Below are 15,985 nucleotides of genomic sequence, written 5' to 3'. Positions count from 1 at the left end.
AGTAACGAGCCTTAGGTGAGAGCGAGATCGGATTCTCGCTGTCTGCATGGTTCCGTTGCGTCGCAATAGCCCATCTCCGTCGGCAAGTCCGAATGAGGTGGGCTTTTATATTGCGCTGCATGCAATGCGCCCTTGATGAACGCTCTGAATACAAGCAAGCACGCACATAAGTCGGAAGGAGATCGCAGGCCAATACGATGAGTGAGTCAATGGGTGGTCGTCCCCCTGTGGGGCAGTCGTCACACTCGCAGTTTCCATGCAGCAGCGGCGATTTAGTTTGATTGTGCGCAAATACTTTATATAGCAACTACTTTATCCAATCACCGGCCGTGGATGAACACTAGGATCTTCAGTGGGAATGCGTTGTACCTACGCAACGTTCTGATTCTTGCCGCATCCCCTTTGGTTATTCGCGTTCCCATTGCGTCCCACGAAGGCTTCCATCGAAGTGGCTCGTGGGTGTTTCACATCACGTTTTATTTTTGTTTAGATTAAAGGGTAGGCAATGAAATCGAAGGTTTCACAGGGATTCACGCTAGTCGAGCTACTGGTGGTGATTGCAATTATCGGGGTGCTTGTCGGGCTTCTGTTGCCGGCAGTGCAAGCGGCTCGCGAGGCCGCTAGACGAATGAGTTGTAGCAATAATTTCAAGCAGATCGGCTTGGCAATTCACAACTATCATTCGACCTTCAACCAAATGCCGGTCCAAGGCGGCGGTGCGAACGGTAACGGGTTTGGCGACGGCGGAGGCAATATCACCTCGGGGGGTGGCCGCAGTTCACGTCGGCTTAGCTTTCTGGTTGGTTTGACCCCGTTCATCGAGCAGCAAGCGTTATGGGAAAAAATCTCTAACCCTAGTCTCGAAAATACGACCGGTACCGCCATGACCGGCCCGTGGAGTCCGATGGGGCCCAACCCTTGGACCCAAGACGGTTATGTGCCATGGGCGAGCGAGATTCCAGGGTTCCGTTGCCCAAGTGATCCCGGCACCGGACTGCCTGCACAAGGCCGCACCAATTACGCGTGTTGTCTCGGGGACGGAATCTATGTCTATCATTACACTGACCCTCATCCTTGGGGCGATCACCGAGGTTATCCTGGTGGAGTTTCGGAAGCCACCGCCGGCGAGCGAGCACGCGGTAGTCACCGCGGAATGTTCCGTCCGCGAGTCGCGATGAAGTTTCGTGATACGCTTGACGGTTTGTCCAATACGATCATGGGTGGCGAAATTGCAACCGACCTTGGCGATCGTGATGTACGCACCGATCTTGGCATTGTCGCTGCCTCGTCGACCCAGGCACCTTCGGCCGGCCAGGCCTTTCTCGAGCCCGGTCTCTGCGACGATCTGGTGGATCCCGCCCGTCCAAAATTTTGGCAGGCTTCGGGCGTGTCGCTGATGCCGTCGTCGGACAAACGTGGGTATCGCTGGGCCGATTGGGGGCCTGTGTTCTCGGGTTTCTACACTTTACACGCACCCAATAGTGCTGCCTGTACGACGTCGAGCAACTCCGCGACCTACGGTGGTCCCATGTCCACAAGTAGCCGCCACCAAGGTGGTACTCATGTGTTGATGGGAGACGGTGCTATCAAATTTGTTACCGATTCGATCGAAGCGGGTAATGCGGAAGCCGCAACTCCGTATTATTACAGCAGTTCCAACAATAACTTGGTCGGCGGTGCGAGCCCGTATGGACTGTGGGGCGCACTGGGGACTCGAGCATCTCGCGAAATCATTTCCGATCCGCTCTAGTCAACCACCGATTAATTCAGTCGTATTCGGTCTCGTTAGGCACGTCCGGATGGTTGAAATCCGGACGGCCGGAGTGCGAGGCATTCAGTAACCAAAATCATCAAAAACAAACGAGTAACGCAGTGAAACGAATGAAACCAATGTTGTTGTTGGCGATCAGTTGCATCTCGATGGCGATCGCAGGTTGCGATACAGGCGGCCCGCCAAAAATGATCGTCCCCGAAAGATCGGCCGAAGAAATCCAGGCCTCCGTGGATCAAAAGGAAAAGGCGGGGCAAGGACAAGTCGATTGATCCCTCGGCGTCACGTCGCCGCGATCATGCGGCAGTGAGAGTGCCTCAGTATCAAATCAATGACAATCGAGAGCAGCCAAGCTGCTCTCGATTTTTTTGTTTACATCAGCGGTTGTCAAAGCCAGTTCGCTTTCTGCGAGATCCTTGCAAGAATTCTACAAGGGGTTCACGATCAGCGATTGAACCAACCGCCGCTAATTCGACCTTGGCGTAGTTCCCACCGGCAACCCTGTCGAGCTCTATTCGCTTACCCCGGCAAAATGCTCCGTCCCTATTTTTCCAATTTTTCAGTCCCAATTTTTCATGGTCCCGTTCGGCGGCCGTCGTGGTATGAAGTCGACAGAAAAATTGGTGCGACAGAAAAATGAGACTGCCACGGCCATTTGCGATTGGACTTGAATGGACAGCTCTTTCCCATTTTCTAACCTCCCATCTTTTAACCTTTCTTTGTATCCCCGCCGCGTAGCATCGAGTTGCGACTGATAGGTCAGGAGGATGTGATTCGCTTGGGTGACCGCAATAAAGACCCTCAAGTTTCCAGGTCTCATATTTTCCTGCCCCTTCCGATCTTCCTGCCCAACCTCTGGTTGCATGGAGCGAACCCGCCATCGCAAGACGAGCTCGGTGCGTCTGTGAAATTGATAGTCCAGCACCCCGTCTTTGAAATGTTGCTGTCGCACCAATCTTTCTGTCTTCACTTGCGGCATGAGGATTCGGCCACGTTCGCACATGCTTGTCCCAGAGTCTGCGGAAACGTGCGATACGACGGGACACGACAATGGTCCCGGTCGGCGACCGTCATGGCATTAGGTCGACAGAAAGATTGGTGCGGCAGAAAAATGAGACTACCACGGCCGTTTGCGTTTGGGCTTGGATGGACAACTCTTCCCCATCTTCTAACCTCCCATCTTTTAACCTTTCTTTGTATCCCCGCGGCGTGGCATCGCCGTCGATTCGTCGCGGTTAATGCCAGCCCCGATTCTTTCGAAGAGTCTCCAAAGAGCATGAAGGCTGATTCAAAGGTAGCTTGAGAACTCGAGAGATTGCCCAGCAAAATTGCACGAGAGTGCGACGTGGTTGCCTGAAGACGTCTCGTTTGGAGGAATCGACGGCGAGAACGGTTCGTCGATTATCGGATGAGTCCGCGAAGTGCGGCGAGGCGATTTGGCAGTTCGGCGAATTGCGGTTCCGTAAGATGTGCGTGGACATTTCACAGACAGAATTGCAAACGTGGTGGACTTTATGGTGTCTCCACCTTTGCCCAGCAAAAAGCCACGCCTTTTCTGCTGCGAGAGCTGCCCCACTAGGACTTGAACCTAGAATAACAGAGTCAGAATCTGTCGTGTTGCCAATTACACTATGGGGCAGTGTTGACGCCGATGGATGAACGTGGATCGTCGTTACGCAGAATTTGCGTTTTGACCGTAGCGGGTTTTCAAATGGGGTGATTTGAATTCGCCTCGTTACATCGCACGTGCTGATTCATCATAAGCGAAATTGCTTTCTTCGCTACCGCTGACTGCGATGCCTATTTGGATCGTTTTTTGTTTCGCAGTCAAGGTGGTCTTCTGATTCCTTCGTTGTTGTTTGGGACCAATTGGCATAGAATGTGCTTCTGGCACAGCCCCCCGCGAGACTTTGACGACTTTGGGTGTGGCAAAACCGTGACGAAACGCCAGCGATCCTGGTCGATGAGTGGTCGCTCGTCGTTGCCCCCTCCTTTTGCTTTACTCGATTCCGAGGCATTTCCTATGGCTTTCTTGTCGACAAGTTCGATCGGAGATGACGGCAGCGCAGAACGTTTTCGTCTGCAAGATGGCGAGACCGTGATCGGTCGACACCCGGATTGCCATATCGTGGTCGATGCCGGAGCGGTCAGCCGCTACCACGCCAAGGTGGTGCAGCGAGACGGCGATTTTCTTGTCGAGGACTCGGGAAGCCGCAACGGGACCTTTCTGAATGGCCAATTGTTGACCGAGCCCGAGGTGCTGCGGGAAGGGGACCGCGTTCGCATCAGTGACGTGGAGCTCGTCTTTCACCAAGACGCGGTGCCCGAGTTTGCCCAAGATCATAACTTGATGACGTTCGATGGATCGAACTTTGGCATCATGATGGTCGAAGACGCCGATGCAGAGAAAATCAGCTCGTCGAAAGTCGAATTCCGCAGCAGCAGCGAAGGGTTGAAATTATCGGCAACGGCCGAGGCAAAGCTCGAAGCGCTAATGCGAATCAACAGCAACCTCAGCAACGCTTTGGGGCTCGACGAAGTGCTCCCCAAGGTGCTCAATAGTTTGTTCGACATCTTTCCGGCAGCGGATCGCGGTTTTGTCGTGATGGAGGATGCCAACGGCAATTTGGTTCCTCGCTGGGTCAAAACGCGGCAAACTCGCGATGAGAGCGAGACAGTGCGGATCAGCCGTACGATCATTCGTGAAGTGATGAAAACCGGCGAAGCCATCCTGTCGCTTGACGCCTCGGAAGACATGCGGTTTGACAGCAGTCAATCGATTGCCGATTTTTCGATCCGGTCGATGATTTGCGCTCCGCTGATCGACGGTAGTGGTCAATCCTTCGGCGCGTTGCAAATTGATTCGCTGAAAGGCCGCGGCCAGTTTCGCGAGGAAGACACTGATTTGCTCAGTGGTGTGGCGGCGCAGGCCGGGGTGGTGATCAACAACGCACGATTGCACGAGCAAGCGTTGCATCAACGCGAAGTCGAACAAGACCTGAAATTAGCCACCGAGGTTCAGCAAGCCTTCTTGCCGCAGTCTCCGCCGGATGCTCCGGGCTACCAGGTTTGCAGCTTTTATCAGGCGGCCAATCATATCGGTGGCGACTACTTCGATTACATCCATTTGGCCGACGGGCGTGTCGCGGTGGTGGTGGCTGATGTGGTCGGTCACGGCGTGGCGGCGGCGATGTTTATGGCCAAGTTGTCAGCGGAAACACGTTTTTGTTTGGCAAGCGATCCCGATGTGGCTCGCGCGGTCGAACGGCTGAATGATCGCATGAGCCGGTTGCATGTCGAGCGTTTTGTTACTTTTTTATTGGTCGTGATTGATCCGACCAGCGATTCGGTGACCATCGTCAATGCGGGGCATATGGCGCCCATCGTGCGTCTGGCTCGTGCCGGAACGATTGTCGAGCCCGGCGAAGAAGAGTCGGGGCTGCCAATCGCGATTGATGATGGAATGTCGTACGAAGCGGTCGAGTTTCCAATGGCGGTGGGAGATGTCGCCGTCTTGTATACCGATGGGATCAACGAAGCCATGGACGAAGACGACAACGAATTTGGGATCGATAAGGTTCGCGAATTGACAGCGCTCGGCGGCCGCGCCGAAGAAATCAAGGACCGGTTGGTCAAAGCGGTGCTGGAGCATGTAGGCGACGCCCCGCCATTTGACGATATGTGTTTGGTGGTGATCGAGCGGCTCGCCGCGGCGGGGGAATCCGTCACCGGATTGACCGATACGGCGGACCAAGATCTGGTGGGGCAAATGGCCGAGGAAGACACAGGATTCTAAAACCATGAGCGATTCACAAATTCGATACGTCGTACGCTTCGATGGTCAAGTTCAGGGCGTCGGATTTCGCGCGAACGCGCTTTCGCAAAGCCGGGGACTCCGTGTGCGTGGGTTTGTGCGAAACCGGGCTGACGGTTCGGTTGAATTGGATGTGGTCGGCTCGGAACCAGACCTGCGGGAATTGTTGAAACGGATCGACGAATCGATGAAAGGAAACATCGATGACCGAGTGATCGAAACATTGCCAGCGGAAGAGCGTGCGGATGAGTTTCGGATTCGATATTCCTAGATCACGCTAGATTCCCGACAACGAAGGTCCCTTTGACGATGAACGAGCTTTGATGAAACGCGACCGGATTTACTCGTTGCCACACGACCGTGTGGGCAGCTTCGCCTTTGACGAACAAGTGGTCGAGGTGTTTCCCGATATGATCGCGAGATCGGTTCCGGGGTACGCTTCGATCTTGGCGATGATCCAGCAGTTGGCTCCCCGGTTCGTTCAAGCGAAAACGAATGTCTACGATTTAGGTTGTTCGCTTGGCGCTGCTACTTTGCTGATTCAGCCGCAAGTGCCGCGGGACTGTGTCATTCACGCGGTCGATAACGCTCCGGCGATGATCGAGCGTTTGCGGATGAAATTGCAGGATAACGAGGAACAAACCGGGATGGCCGAGGTTCGCGTGCATCAAGCGGACGTATGTGAATTTCCGATGACCAACGCGTCGTTTGTGGTGCTAAATCTGACGCTTCAGTTCATCCCCAAAGACCAACGAGCGTCGCTATTGACCGCGGTCGCCGAAGCACTCGTTCCGGGCGGAGCCCTGCTGCTTTCGGAGAAAATCTGTTTCGATGATCCGGGACAACAATCGCTGCTGAATGATTTGCACCATGACTTTAAACGAGCCAATGGATACAGCGATCTCGAGATTGCTCAGAAACGCACTGCGTTAGAAGACCGTCTGCTGCCCGAAACGATGCAAACGCACATCGATCGATTGGGGGCCGCAGGATTTGATTGTGTTGCGCCGTGGTTCCAGTGCTTCAATTTTGCTTCGATTTTGGCGGTCAAATCGGAGTCGACAGCGTGACGTTATTGGATCGAGAGGCCCTGTTTGAGCAATTGTGTCAGCGAGGTTTATCCGATTGGGCAAGTGAATTGCGGCAAATTTGTCGCGAGCGATTTCATCCTTCCAAGCACGGCAACCTCGAGAAATGGAAATCGGCATGGCAGTCGCTGCCGGATTGCCAGGACGCAACGATTGATGCCAGCGGCGATGCGGTGACCATTCGCGGTTCGTTCGTTGCGGATGCCAGCCAAGCCGACTCGCTGACGGAGACGTTGATGCAGATGCACCCATGGAGGAAAGGGCCGTTTGATTTCTTCGGAGTCTCGCTGGATACCGAATGGCGATCGAATTTGAAGTGGGATCGGCTGGCTGAATCGCTCGATTTTCGCGGTAAATCGGTGCTCGATGTCGGCTGTGGCAACGGATACTACGGATGGCGAATGATTGATGCAGGAGCCGAGTGGGTGCTCGGGTGTGATCCCTATCTCTTGTACGTGATGCAGTTCGAAGCCATTCGTCGCTACGCCCAAGAACCCGAAAAACACTTCATTGTGCCGTTGGCCGACACGGATCTGCCCCGCCAACTGCAGGCGTTTGATCTGGCACTGTCGATGGGCGTGTTGTACCATCGCACCAGCCCGATTGATCACTTGCAAACATTGGCTGAAACGCTCAAGCCCGGCGGACAAGTGGTGGTCGAAACGTTGGTGATCTCGTCGGAGGATGAGGAGGTGCTTGTCCCAGAGGATCGTTACGCCAAGATGCGAAACGTTTGGTTCATCCCATCGGTACCGATGTTAAATCGGTGGTTAAGACGGACTGGCTTTGAACGTATCGAAGTCATCGACGTGACCCCGACCACGACCGCCGAACAGCGGGCGACCCCATGGATGACATTCCATTCGTTGGTCGATTTCTTGGACCCCGTGGATCCATCACGCACGGTCGAAGGTTATCCGTCGCCGGTGCGAGCGATTGTCGTGGCGACAAAGTCCTAGATGGCCAATTTGCCACTATGGATTGAATCGCGATATCGAAGAGACATGCGAACGGTGTATGGCGTGTCGCCGGCGGGTGCGACCCTCGCAGCATCTTTCTAGGGATGGTGTCGCTTTGTGATCTCCAGCATCGCGGCATGCAGTTTTCCATTGCTTGCGACAAGGCTGGTGGTTTTAAGTGGTAAATTGCCACCTTTGGCATCGCTGACTTGGCCGCCAGCTTCGGTCACGAATAGTCGACCCGCTGCAAAATCCCAGGGGGAAAGCTGGTATTCAAAGAAGCCGCCGAATTGACCACAGCCCACTTGGCACAGGTCGAGTGATGCGGTGCCGAACCGACGGATGCCGTGAATGTCCTGGCCAAAAAAAGCCTCAATCGCGGCAAGCGTGCTTCGCATCATATCGCCACGATCGTAATAGAAACCGCAACCGATCAAGACTTTGCCTAAGCTCTCGGCATTGCAAACGGATGCTGCGACGCCATTGATCGCCGCCCCGCCCCCTCGGATTGCCGTGAACATCTCGTCACGCACCGGATTAAAGACCGCACCGACCACTGGTTCGCCGCGGTGATAGTAGGCGATCGAAACCGCAAAATGAGGCAAGCGGTGTGCGAAGTTATTCGTGCCGTCCAGCGGATCGATGATCCAAAGATGTTCGGCATCCGTTGCACCGCCGGCCAATGACTCCTCCCCCAAAAGTTCATGGTCGGGATAGCGTGTTCTAAGAAAGTTCGCAATCGCTTGTTCGCTTTCCAAATCCGCGTCACTGACCAAATCGTAAGTCTTGCCGCCCAAATCGGACTTGTCGCGAATCGTCACGCCATCGCGAAAATAGCGAAGCAGGATCTCGCCGCCGGCGCGTGCGGCGCTTGTGGCGGTCAGTAAAAGTTCGTTTTGGTCGAGCATCGGTTGGTCTCGGTTGCAAAGAAAGGAGGGATCGTGCAACTACATTACCAAGCCAACCTTCGATTGCCGACGCCCCGATGCCAAGACCAAACGACAAGCACGCCGGTGACCGAGCCTGTCGTTCGCCTGCCAGCGAAGGGGGCTAAGTGCATTCGTGTCATTCGCGTGGCAGGCGGTTGCGTGAGCTGATGCCTAATCGGCGCGGCTGGTCGTGACGTCGGTCTGCCCCAATCGCTTGTTTGGCTTGCGTCATCGACGCTGGCCGCTGAAAGGGGCTTCCGACGGCTCGATTCATACCGAGCGGAGCGATTGCACTGGAATGATCCGCAGCGCCAATAAACGTTCGATTGCCATCGCGCCGCGGCCTTCGCGAACGACGCGTTGCAGGTCGCTCTTGCTGATCATTCCTACGACCGTGCCACCGCTAGAGACCAGGAAGCGTTCCAGTGAATGGTTGCACAGCCAACCCAATGCGTTTGTCGCATTCCACTGGCTGCTGATGATTGGCAGCGAGCGAACGTCGGGAAAGTTTGGGCCGGATTGGTTCAACAACCTTGCTTTGACCGCATCACTGGATTCGTTGTCAATCGGTGGCATCCGATGATCATCGTGTCGATCCGGGGCGTTAGCCATCATCGCTTCGCCACGAGCGGCCAAGAAGATGAAACCGGCAATGAAGACCAGCATCAAATTGCCACTGACCAAACCGAGTAGACCGAAGCCGACCGCAGTGACTTGACCCACGTTTGCCGCGATTCGCGTTGCCGAAGCGTAAGGCATCGTCATCGCCAACAGCGATCGCAATACGCGGCCACCATCCATTGGGAATGCAGGCAGCATGTTGAACAGAACCAACGCGACATTGACGACCGCCAAGCGACTTAGAAACGAAGTGACGGCACCGGCGGTGGGATCAACGATCGCAAAGCCAATGAAAATCGCCGCTGCGATCACGACGTTGACTGCGGGGCCGGCAACAGCGATTGCCAATTCGTGAGCCGGTCGACGCGGCATCCGCTCAAGACTGGCAACGCCCCCGATCGGCAACAACGTGATGTCGCGCGTGGGAATGCCAAACCGGCGTGCCGTCAACGCGTGCCCATATTCATGCAGCAGTACACACGCAAAAATCGAGAGCACGAACAGCACCGAGACGGTCGCCCCTGCGACTCCGAAGCCCGCTGCTAGGCTTGAAAAATAGATCCACAGGGGGACGAGTAAAAACGTCCAGTGAATACGAACGTCGATGTTGGCGAATCGCCCCAAATGCCATGAACCCCTCATCTATCAATCTCCTCGAAAAAGGTGAACTCAAGTCGAGTGATGAATGCATACGCTGTGCCAATGAACTGGACCTGCCATTTCGGCGGTGAATGTCTTGCAGCGGTACGCTCGCCATGTGTGCCGTTCGGGGAAATACGGTCTCGGTGGGGCAATTTGCCACGATTTTTCCCATTGCCGCTGGCGGTACCGCAGAAGCACCGCTAAACGAGGGGGCTGGGGCGATGCTCGACACGTTCGTGGTTTTGAACGCGTTTGCGTGATTCTTGCTCACCCATTTCGAAAGGATGGTTGTTAGCCGTGCTCGGCGACGAGGGCTGCCGATACGCTCACGTGGTCGGCAGTTCGTTGCCTCGGAGTTCTTGCAACGCCTCGTAGGCAGCGATCGGTGCAGACAGACGCGGTTCGACCCCTTCGAGTGTTGCCATGACTTTTGCCACCACCCCGCGATGTTTGCCGTGCTTGCGAATTTCTTTCAAGGCATGGTGAGCGACTTTGTAAAACGTTCCCGATCGACTCGAGTGAGTCAGTCCGCTGAGCACGGCCTGCAGCCCGATCTCGCCCATTTCAGCCACGCCTTCGGCGGCGACCCAAGCAACGTCGTGATCATCGTCGTCCATCGCGTGCACCAATGGCAACGCGGCGACGGGATCTGCGATTTGAGATAACGCCTTTGCCGCCTCCCAGCGAACTTGATGGCGGTGGTCGACTAGTTCAGCGATCAACGCTGCGGTCACTTCGCGACTCTCTGCCGCGACCAAGGCGTTCCGTGCTTTCTCGCGAGCAACGCCATCATCCGAAGCAAGTTGTTTGATGGCCGAACTGATTTCATTCGTCTTCATTGTTTGCTGTTCCTGGCGTTGGAGATCATTGGGGGGACTGCCTGGGAGCGTCAAGCAAAGCAACATCAGAAGACAGAGAACGCCGATACCTTTGCCGCGACCCCGCTTCCGTTCAGTATACCAAGGGAGGGCGGCGAAGAACAAATCAATGTCATTGCGGTGGGCCGCAGTGGTGATTCCGCGTCCGGGGGCCTGATCTCGCAATGTTTAGCAGAGCACAGGATTCAGCAGAGCACAGGCGTTTAGGGAGCACAGCCGTTTAGGGAGCACAGGCAATGCCTAGAGGGCACGGGGTTTGCCAAATGGGTTGATTGCCCGTGGGGGCCGGTGTCATTACGTTGAGGCGAATGCCTGTATTTCCCGGATTGCTGCACCGCTTTCGTAGGCCAGCCCACAACGCAACGTCGAAATTACTGTTTTCCGGCCAAATTTCAACCAAACTCATGCCGAGACCAACCCGATGAGGTTACGAAACAAACTAGGCGTCTTTTTGCCCGTGACCGGTTTGCTGTTGTTGTGCTTGGGGTTTTCGGGGGCCTGGTATGTTTTGCAATTGCAACGCCAAAACTCGCAGATTCTTGACGTCAATGTGGCGAGCATTCGAGCGGCCGAAGAGATGGAATTGCTCGTTCGCGAGATGCGACACGAATTAGGGGTGTTCCTGCTGACTTTGGATCGAGAGCATCTCGTGACCGCGGCCAGTAAGCAGCAGGAAGCAAACAATTGGCTCGCCACCGCCTCGGCCCTGTCGGGATCGGACGAAGAGATCGCTTGTTTAACCGAAGTGTCCGAGGGGCTGGAGGAATATTTTGCCCAACTCCATCGGCTTGTCGATGATCCGATGACCGAAATTTCGTTTGCCAGCGTCCGAAGACTTCAAGACGAGATGCTTTCGAAGCAAGTGCTACAAGCCGCGCACCGCTACCTCGATCTGAATGAGAATGAGCTCGAGCAAAGTAACCAACAAAACCAAGCGATGGCTCAAAAGTTGGCATTGGTGATGGCGCTGCTGGGGGCATGCGGTGGCGTCGTCGGGTTAGAGGCGGGCTACGGCGTCGCCCGTGCGATCAATCGATCGATGTTTTTGTTGACGGTACCGATTCGTGACGTCGCGGGAAAACTTGACACCGTCGTAGGGCCGATCGAAATTTCGGCCGATCCCACGCTACAAGATTTGCAATTGGTGCTTGAGAATGTTTCCAATCGAGTGGGATCGGTCGTCGAGCAACTGCAGCTGCGGCACCATGAAGTGATTCGCGCCGATCAATTGGTGGCCGTTGGTCAATTGGCGGCAGGGTTGGCGCACGAGATCCGCAATCCGCTGATGTGCATGAAAACGCTCGTTCAATCGGCGCGGCGAAAAAACGACCAGGCAAATTTGAACGCGACCGACTTGGCGGTATTGGACGAAGAGATCACCCGCGTGGACCGACTGCTGCAAACGTTTCTTGATTTTGCTCGCCCCGCGCCGTTGCAATTCCAGCCGGTCGAACTCGCTCCGATCGTCCACAAAACGCTTGATCTTGTTGCCAGCCGTGCTCAGACACGTCAAATTGAGATTGAGTGTCGAATGCCGGATCAACCGCTGACGGTTCAAGGCGATGCAACGCAACTCAGACAGGTGTTACTGAACCTGCTACTGAACGCATTGGATGCGGTTGCCAATCATGGCCAGATCATGGTTGAGCTCCAGCGTCAAACGCAGGAGCCGCAACGCGACGAGGCGCCCTCCGGCGGAACACAAAATTGGATATGCTTGAGCGTCGCGGACAATGGTTGCGGTTTGCCGGATATGCAGCGCGAGCGTATTTTTGAACCCTTCTTCAGCACGAAGGACCCCGGAGTGGGGCTTGGATTGGCCGTCTCGAAACGAATCATCGAAGCTCACCAGGGCGAATTGACGGCCGAGGATCGAGACCAAGGTGGGACCGTGTTCAAGGTGATGTTGCCACTGTCCGGCGTGCTCGCGCAAACTTGATAGTCGATCTTTTCATGCTGTTGGAATCTTAAGTGTCAAAACTACTGATCATTGATGACGAACCGAACCTGCTGTACTCGCTTAAAAAGAGTTTGGAAACGGACGAATTGCAAGTGATCACGGCGGCGACTGCTGAAGCAGGAATCGCGGCGTTCAAGCAAGATCGTCCCGACGCGGTCATCTTGGACGTGCGACTGCCTGACATGTCGGGGCTCGACGCGTTTGATTGTTTGCACCAGCTTGAGTCGCGAATTCCTGTGATCATCATCACCGCTTTTTCGACAACCGAAACGGCGATCGAAGCGATGAAGCGAGGCGCGTTTGAATACCTCTTGAAGCCGGTTGAGTTTGACGACCTGCTGTCAACCGTCCAGCGTGCAATCGAGATGCGTCAATTGGGGCAAGCCGCGACCGTGTTTCCGGTCCCGCCGGACGGCGAAGCCACCGCAGAACAGATCGTTGGCCGTTCGCCTGCGATGCAAGAGGTTTACAAGGCGATTGGCCAAGTGGCTCCGCAAGACGTGAACGCTTTGATTTTAGGGGAAAGTGGAACCGGCAAGGAGATGATCGCACGCGCGATCCTGCAGCACAGCCGTCGCGCCGATCGCCCGTTTCTAGCCATCAACTGCGCCGCGCTGCCCGAAAATCTGCTGGAAAGCGAATTGTTTGGCCACGAACGCGGAGCATTTACTGGTGCCGAAAAACGCAGGGTGGGAAAGTTTGAACAAGTCGATGGGGGAACGATCTTCCTTGACGAAATTGGGGATATGACCCCGGCAACCCAAGCCAAAGTGTTGCGGTTATTGCAAGACGGCAGCTTTGAACGTGTCGGCAACAATGAAACGATCCAAGTCGATGTGCGAGTGATCGCGGCGACGAATCGAAATCTATTGGAAATGGTCAAGGCAGGGGATTTTCGTGAAGACCTGTATTACCGGCTCAGCGTGTTCACGATCCAATTGCCTCCGCTGCGAGAACGTGCTGAGGATATCCCGATTTTCGTCGAGCACTTCGTCAAGCTCTTCAATCAGGAGTTGCGCAAACAAGTTCGCTCGATCGCGCCGGATGCAATGTTACGGCTGAAACAATACGCTTGGCCGGGGAACGTTCGCGAGCTGCAAAGTGCGGTGAAGCATGCGTTGGTGCGAAACGTGGGAGAGGTTTTGACGTTGAATTCCTTGCCGCCATCCTGTCGCGGTGAGATGCCGTCGTCCCCCGCAGCGGTTTCTTCGGAATTAGACGCGGCCAATCTGCAGCAGTTTGTCAACGGGCTGCTTTCCGAAGGCCAGCCCAATCTGTACCAGAAACTGCATAACGAAGTTGACCGGATTGTGTTGCCCGAAGTGCTTAGCCATGCCGGAGGGAACCAAGCTCAGGCAAGTGAGATTTTGGGGATCGCCCGGAGCACCTTGCGGACGAAAATCACGGACTTGGGGCTGACGTTTGAAAAACGCCTGAGATCGGAAACGGAACATCAAGATTGATGTTCCGAACATTTTCCAAGAGGTTATACCGCTCACGCCAAGATTCGTAACACGGTGAAGCGACGTCGTCGGCCATTCGAATCGTCCACTACGATTTCATCCCCGACGCGACATCCCAGTGCTTGGGCGCCAAGTGGTGACAAAATGGACAAGTCGTTTGCCGAATAGCCGGCGGCATCAGGGTAACAGAGCCATTGTTTGATTACTTCGCCGGTCGTTTGATCTTGTAGATAGAACGGCGAATTCATCGACACCAGCTCACCCGACACTTGGGACGCTTCGACACTCGCTGCTTGTTGCAGTCGTTCGCGTAGCGAACGTTGCACCTCGGCCGAGGTCTGATTGCAGACCTCGGGGGCGTTTAGCAGTTCGGTGATCTTTGCACGATCACGAGTGGTTACCGTGTACTTCGTGGCGAGAGATTTCATGGCGTGTTGCTCCAATACGGATCATCTTCTTGAGGAAGTTCCGGGGATTCCGCCAAGGCGACTACCGGAATGTGCCGATGAGAGACCTTTTTAACGCGACGGTCCTGTCGTGATTTCACTCGTTTCGTCATCGCAAAACCAGCACGCCGAATCGCCTTGGATACCGATGCGCCGACACTGGCGCCCGTCTCTGTAACCACCACCGTTTCGGCTCCGTTTAACGTCACGACAAGTCGGCATTGTTTGCAGACGCCGCCGCGAGGGCCGTTGATGTCATCCAAGCACACAGAGACTTTCTGTACCCACCGGTCAAGTCGCTGAAAGGATTGCTGCAAGCGTGATTCGATGTAATTGCGAAGCTTGTTGCCTACTGCGACTCGGTTGCTGCTGATTACTAACTTCATCTGGCGAGTTCCTTGATAGTGGAAACAGTGAAACGATCTTCGAACGATGCGGTGGATGCGCATCCGCAGTGCGGGATGACGAACGAGGAATTAGTTAAGCAGTCGCCACCACACGACCGCTCCTAATGTGATGCAGCCGCTGACCAAAATGGACAGCGTGACTCGAAACGTTCGCAGTCGCTGATCGAAGTGGCCGCGGCGTTCCATGGATACAAATATTTTACTCCGATCCATGGGGGCCGTGGGGAAGTTAACAGGGGCAGAATTGTTTTCGTTACCCTCCCCGTCGGCGGTGGGGAAGGCGGGCTGGCAGGGCATCGGACCAGCGAATTTTGGGGCGTGACGGAGCGAGTTTTGGCTGAGCATGACGCCTTCGTTTTCTGTGCCGTCAATTTTTTTAAAATCAGTCACATCCGCTCTCTCATTGTCGATTCACACCTGCGGACGCTGCCGAGCGTCACAATCGGTTTAATCGTTTTCTAAGGAACTGGGGGGACAAGAACATTGTTGTGCAAGCAAATCGCTTTTTTGTCGGTTTTTCGCGGAAAAAAAGGGGCAATCCCGCTGGATGACCACCCTGCATTGCGGTTGCAAGCAGGTGAAGGAAGAGATGTTGGCAAAGAGTGTGCCAACGCATGCATCGGACTTGAATTGTTCGGTGCCGTTTGTGGCGAGAACGCCGGTTTTCTCGGCAGATTTCAACGACGAGCGGTTGACGATTTTTTGTCCTCACCATGCCACGCGACGCAGTGGACGCGTCAGCGACAAAATGGCGGTGCGCCGGATTAACAGTCGCCGCGGATGAAAATCGGACTCGGGGTAAAAGGCGATTTCGTGGCCAATCCGGATTTCCTCGCACGGCCCCGTTTCAGCGGACCGCTTGAACGCGTGTATGGATTGCGATTACGCCGACGTCATGGCGGACCAGTCCTCCGCGCTGCGGTTTTGAATTAAGATTACCGTTCATCGCCTCGGCCGCGGAATTGCGTTTGGCCGACCATCCGCATCCGCTTCGTGACATCATCGAT

Annotated in this window: 16 protein-coding genes and 1 tRNA gene; 10 read left to right on the top strand and 7 right to left on the bottom strand. The window is 55.0% G+C overall.

Annotation, left to right across the window (positions count from 1 at the left end; translation table 11 throughout):
* Positions 1-505: 505 nt before the first annotated feature.
* Together ABEA92_RS26675 and ABEA92_RS26670 are read left to right on the top strand one after the other, a co-directional pair.
* Positions 506-1,750: a DUF1559 family PulG-like putative transporter gene (locus ABEA92_RS26675; protein WP_345688058.1), complete on the top strand. Its 1,245-nt coding sequence runs from the start codon at positions 506-508 to the stop codon at positions 1,748-1,750.
* A gap of 122 nt (positions 1,751-1,872) precedes the next feature.
* Complete coding sequence (locus ABEA92_RS26670; RefSeq protein ID WP_345688056.1) at positions 1,873-2,043, top strand: hypothetical protein; 171 nt, start codon at positions 1,873-1,875, stop codon at positions 2,041-2,043.
* A 1,295-nt stretch (positions 2,044-3,338) separates the two neighbouring features.
* Here ABEA92_RS26670 and ABEA92_RS26665 read toward each other — a convergent pair.
* Positions 3,339-3,410, bottom strand: a tRNA-Gln gene (locus tag ABEA92_RS26665).
* Positions 3,411-3,794: 384 nt separating this feature from the next.
* On the opposite strand from ABEA92_RS26665, the gene ABEA92_RS26660 reads away from it, so the two are divergent.
* From ABEA92_RS26660 to cmoB, 4 genes are read left to right on the top strand one after another with little or no spacing between them, the layout of a single operon-like run.
* Positions 3,795-5,567 carry a SpoIIE family protein phosphatase gene (locus ABEA92_RS26660; RefSeq protein ID WP_345688054.1) on the top strand — a complete coding sequence of 591 codons (1,773 nt, stop codon included), beginning with the start codon at positions 3,795-3,797 and terminating at the stop codon, positions 5,565-5,567.
* A gap of 4 nt (positions 5,568-5,571) precedes the next feature.
* On the top strand, positions 5,572-5,856 hold the full coding sequence (locus ABEA92_RS26655; RefSeq protein WP_345688052.1) for an acylphosphatase: 285 nt from the start codon (positions 5,572-5,574) through the stop codon (positions 5,854-5,856).
* A 52-nt stretch (positions 5,857-5,908) separates the two neighbouring features.
* A complete protein-coding gene (cmoA, locus tag ABEA92_RS26650; protein ID WP_345688050.1) occupies positions 5,909-6,655 on the top strand; it encodes a carboxy-S-adenosyl-L-methionine synthase CmoA in 747 nt (248 codons plus the stop codon).
* Positions 6,652-7,632, top strand: a complete 981-nt coding sequence (gene cmoB / locus ABEA92_RS26645; protein WP_345688048.1) for a tRNA 5-methoxyuridine(34)/uridine 5-oxyacetic acid(34) synthase CmoB — start codon at positions 6,652-6,654, stop codon at positions 7,630-7,632. The genes cmoA and cmoB overlap by 4 nt, the downstream gene beginning before the upstream one ends.
* Before the next feature lie 98 nt (positions 7,633-7,730).
* Here cmoB and ABEA92_RS26640 read toward each other — a convergent pair whose 3' ends face one another.
* Both ABEA92_RS26640 and ABEA92_RS26635 read right to left on the bottom strand, forming a co-directional pair.
* Complete coding sequence (locus ABEA92_RS26640; RefSeq protein WP_345688046.1) at positions 7,731-8,540, bottom strand: inositol monophosphatase family protein; 810 nt, start codon at positions 8,538-8,540, stop codon at positions 7,731-7,733.
* A gap of 291 nt (positions 8,541-8,831) precedes the next feature.
* Positions 8,832-9,824 carry a site-2 protease family protein gene (locus ABEA92_RS26635; RefSeq protein WP_345688044.1) on the bottom strand — a complete coding sequence of 331 codons (993 nt, stop codon included), beginning with the start codon at positions 9,822-9,824 and terminating at the stop codon, positions 8,832-8,834.
* Positions 9,825-9,937: 113 nt separating this feature from the next.
* On the opposite strand from ABEA92_RS26635, the gene ABEA92_RS26630 reads away from it, so the two are divergent.
* The gene (locus ABEA92_RS26630) at positions 9,938-10,084 is read left to right on the top strand and encodes a hypothetical protein (protein WP_345688042.1); all 147 of its coding nucleotides are present in this window, start codon (positions 9,938-9,940) and stop codon (positions 10,082-10,084) included.
* Positions 10,085-10,150: 66 nt separating this feature from the next.
* Here ABEA92_RS26630 and ABEA92_RS26625 read toward each other — a convergent pair whose 3' ends face one another.
* Positions 10,151-10,663, bottom strand: a complete 513-nt coding sequence (locus ABEA92_RS26625; RefSeq protein ID WP_345688040.1) for a HEAT repeat domain-containing protein — start codon at positions 10,661-10,663, stop codon at positions 10,151-10,153.
* Between the two features lie 460 nt (positions 10,664-11,123).
* Between ABEA92_RS26625 and ABEA92_RS26620 the strand changes: the two genes are divergently transcribed.
* Entirely contained in the window at positions 11,124-12,641 is a 1,518-nt protein-coding gene (locus ABEA92_RS26620) for a sensor histidine kinase (protein WP_345688038.1), read from the top strand.
* Between the two features lie 32 nt (positions 12,642-12,673).
* A complete protein-coding gene (locus tag ABEA92_RS26615) occupies positions 12,674-14,125 on the top strand; it encodes a sigma-54-dependent transcriptional regulator (RefSeq protein WP_345688036.1) in 1,452 nt (483 codons plus the stop codon).
* A gap of 32 nt (positions 14,126-14,157) precedes the next feature.
* On the opposite strand, the gene ABEA92_RS26610 is transcribed toward ABEA92_RS26615, so the two are convergent.
* Together ABEA92_RS26610 and ABEA92_RS26605 are read right to left on the bottom strand one after the other, a co-directional pair.
* A complete protein-coding gene (locus ABEA92_RS26610; protein ID WP_345688034.1) occupies positions 14,158-14,553 on the bottom strand; it encodes a GreA/GreB family elongation factor in 396 nt (131 codons plus the stop codon).
* Complete coding sequence (locus ABEA92_RS26605; RefSeq protein ID WP_345688032.1) at positions 14,550-14,957, bottom strand: HPF/RaiA family ribosome-associated protein; 408 nt, start codon at positions 14,955-14,957, stop codon at positions 14,550-14,552. Before ABEA92_RS26605 ends, ABEA92_RS26610 begins: the two co-directional genes overlap by 4 nt.
* A 568-nt stretch (positions 14,958-15,525) precedes the next feature.
* On the opposite strand from ABEA92_RS26605, the gene ABEA92_RS26600 reads away from it, so the two are divergent.
* A complete protein-coding gene (locus ABEA92_RS26600; protein ID WP_345688030.1) occupies positions 15,526-15,762 on the top strand; it encodes a hypothetical protein in 237 nt (78 codons plus the stop codon).
* A gap of 63 nt (positions 15,763-15,825) precedes the next feature.
* Here ABEA92_RS26600 and ABEA92_RS26595 read toward each other — a convergent pair whose 3' ends face one another.
* Positions 15,826-15,981 (bottom strand): hypothetical protein, encoded by a 156-nt coding sequence (locus tag ABEA92_RS26595; protein ID WP_345688028.1) that lies wholly within the window; start codon positions 15,979-15,981, stop codon positions 15,826-15,828.
* Positions 15,982-15,985 lie beyond the last annotated feature (4 nt).

Source organism: Novipirellula caenicola, from assembly GCF_039545035.1.
Taxonomy (GTDB): Bacteria; Planctomycetota; Planctomycetia; order Pirellulales; family Pirellulaceae; genus Novipirellula; species Novipirellula caenicola.
This window is presented reverse-complemented; position numbering and strand designations above follow the sequence as displayed.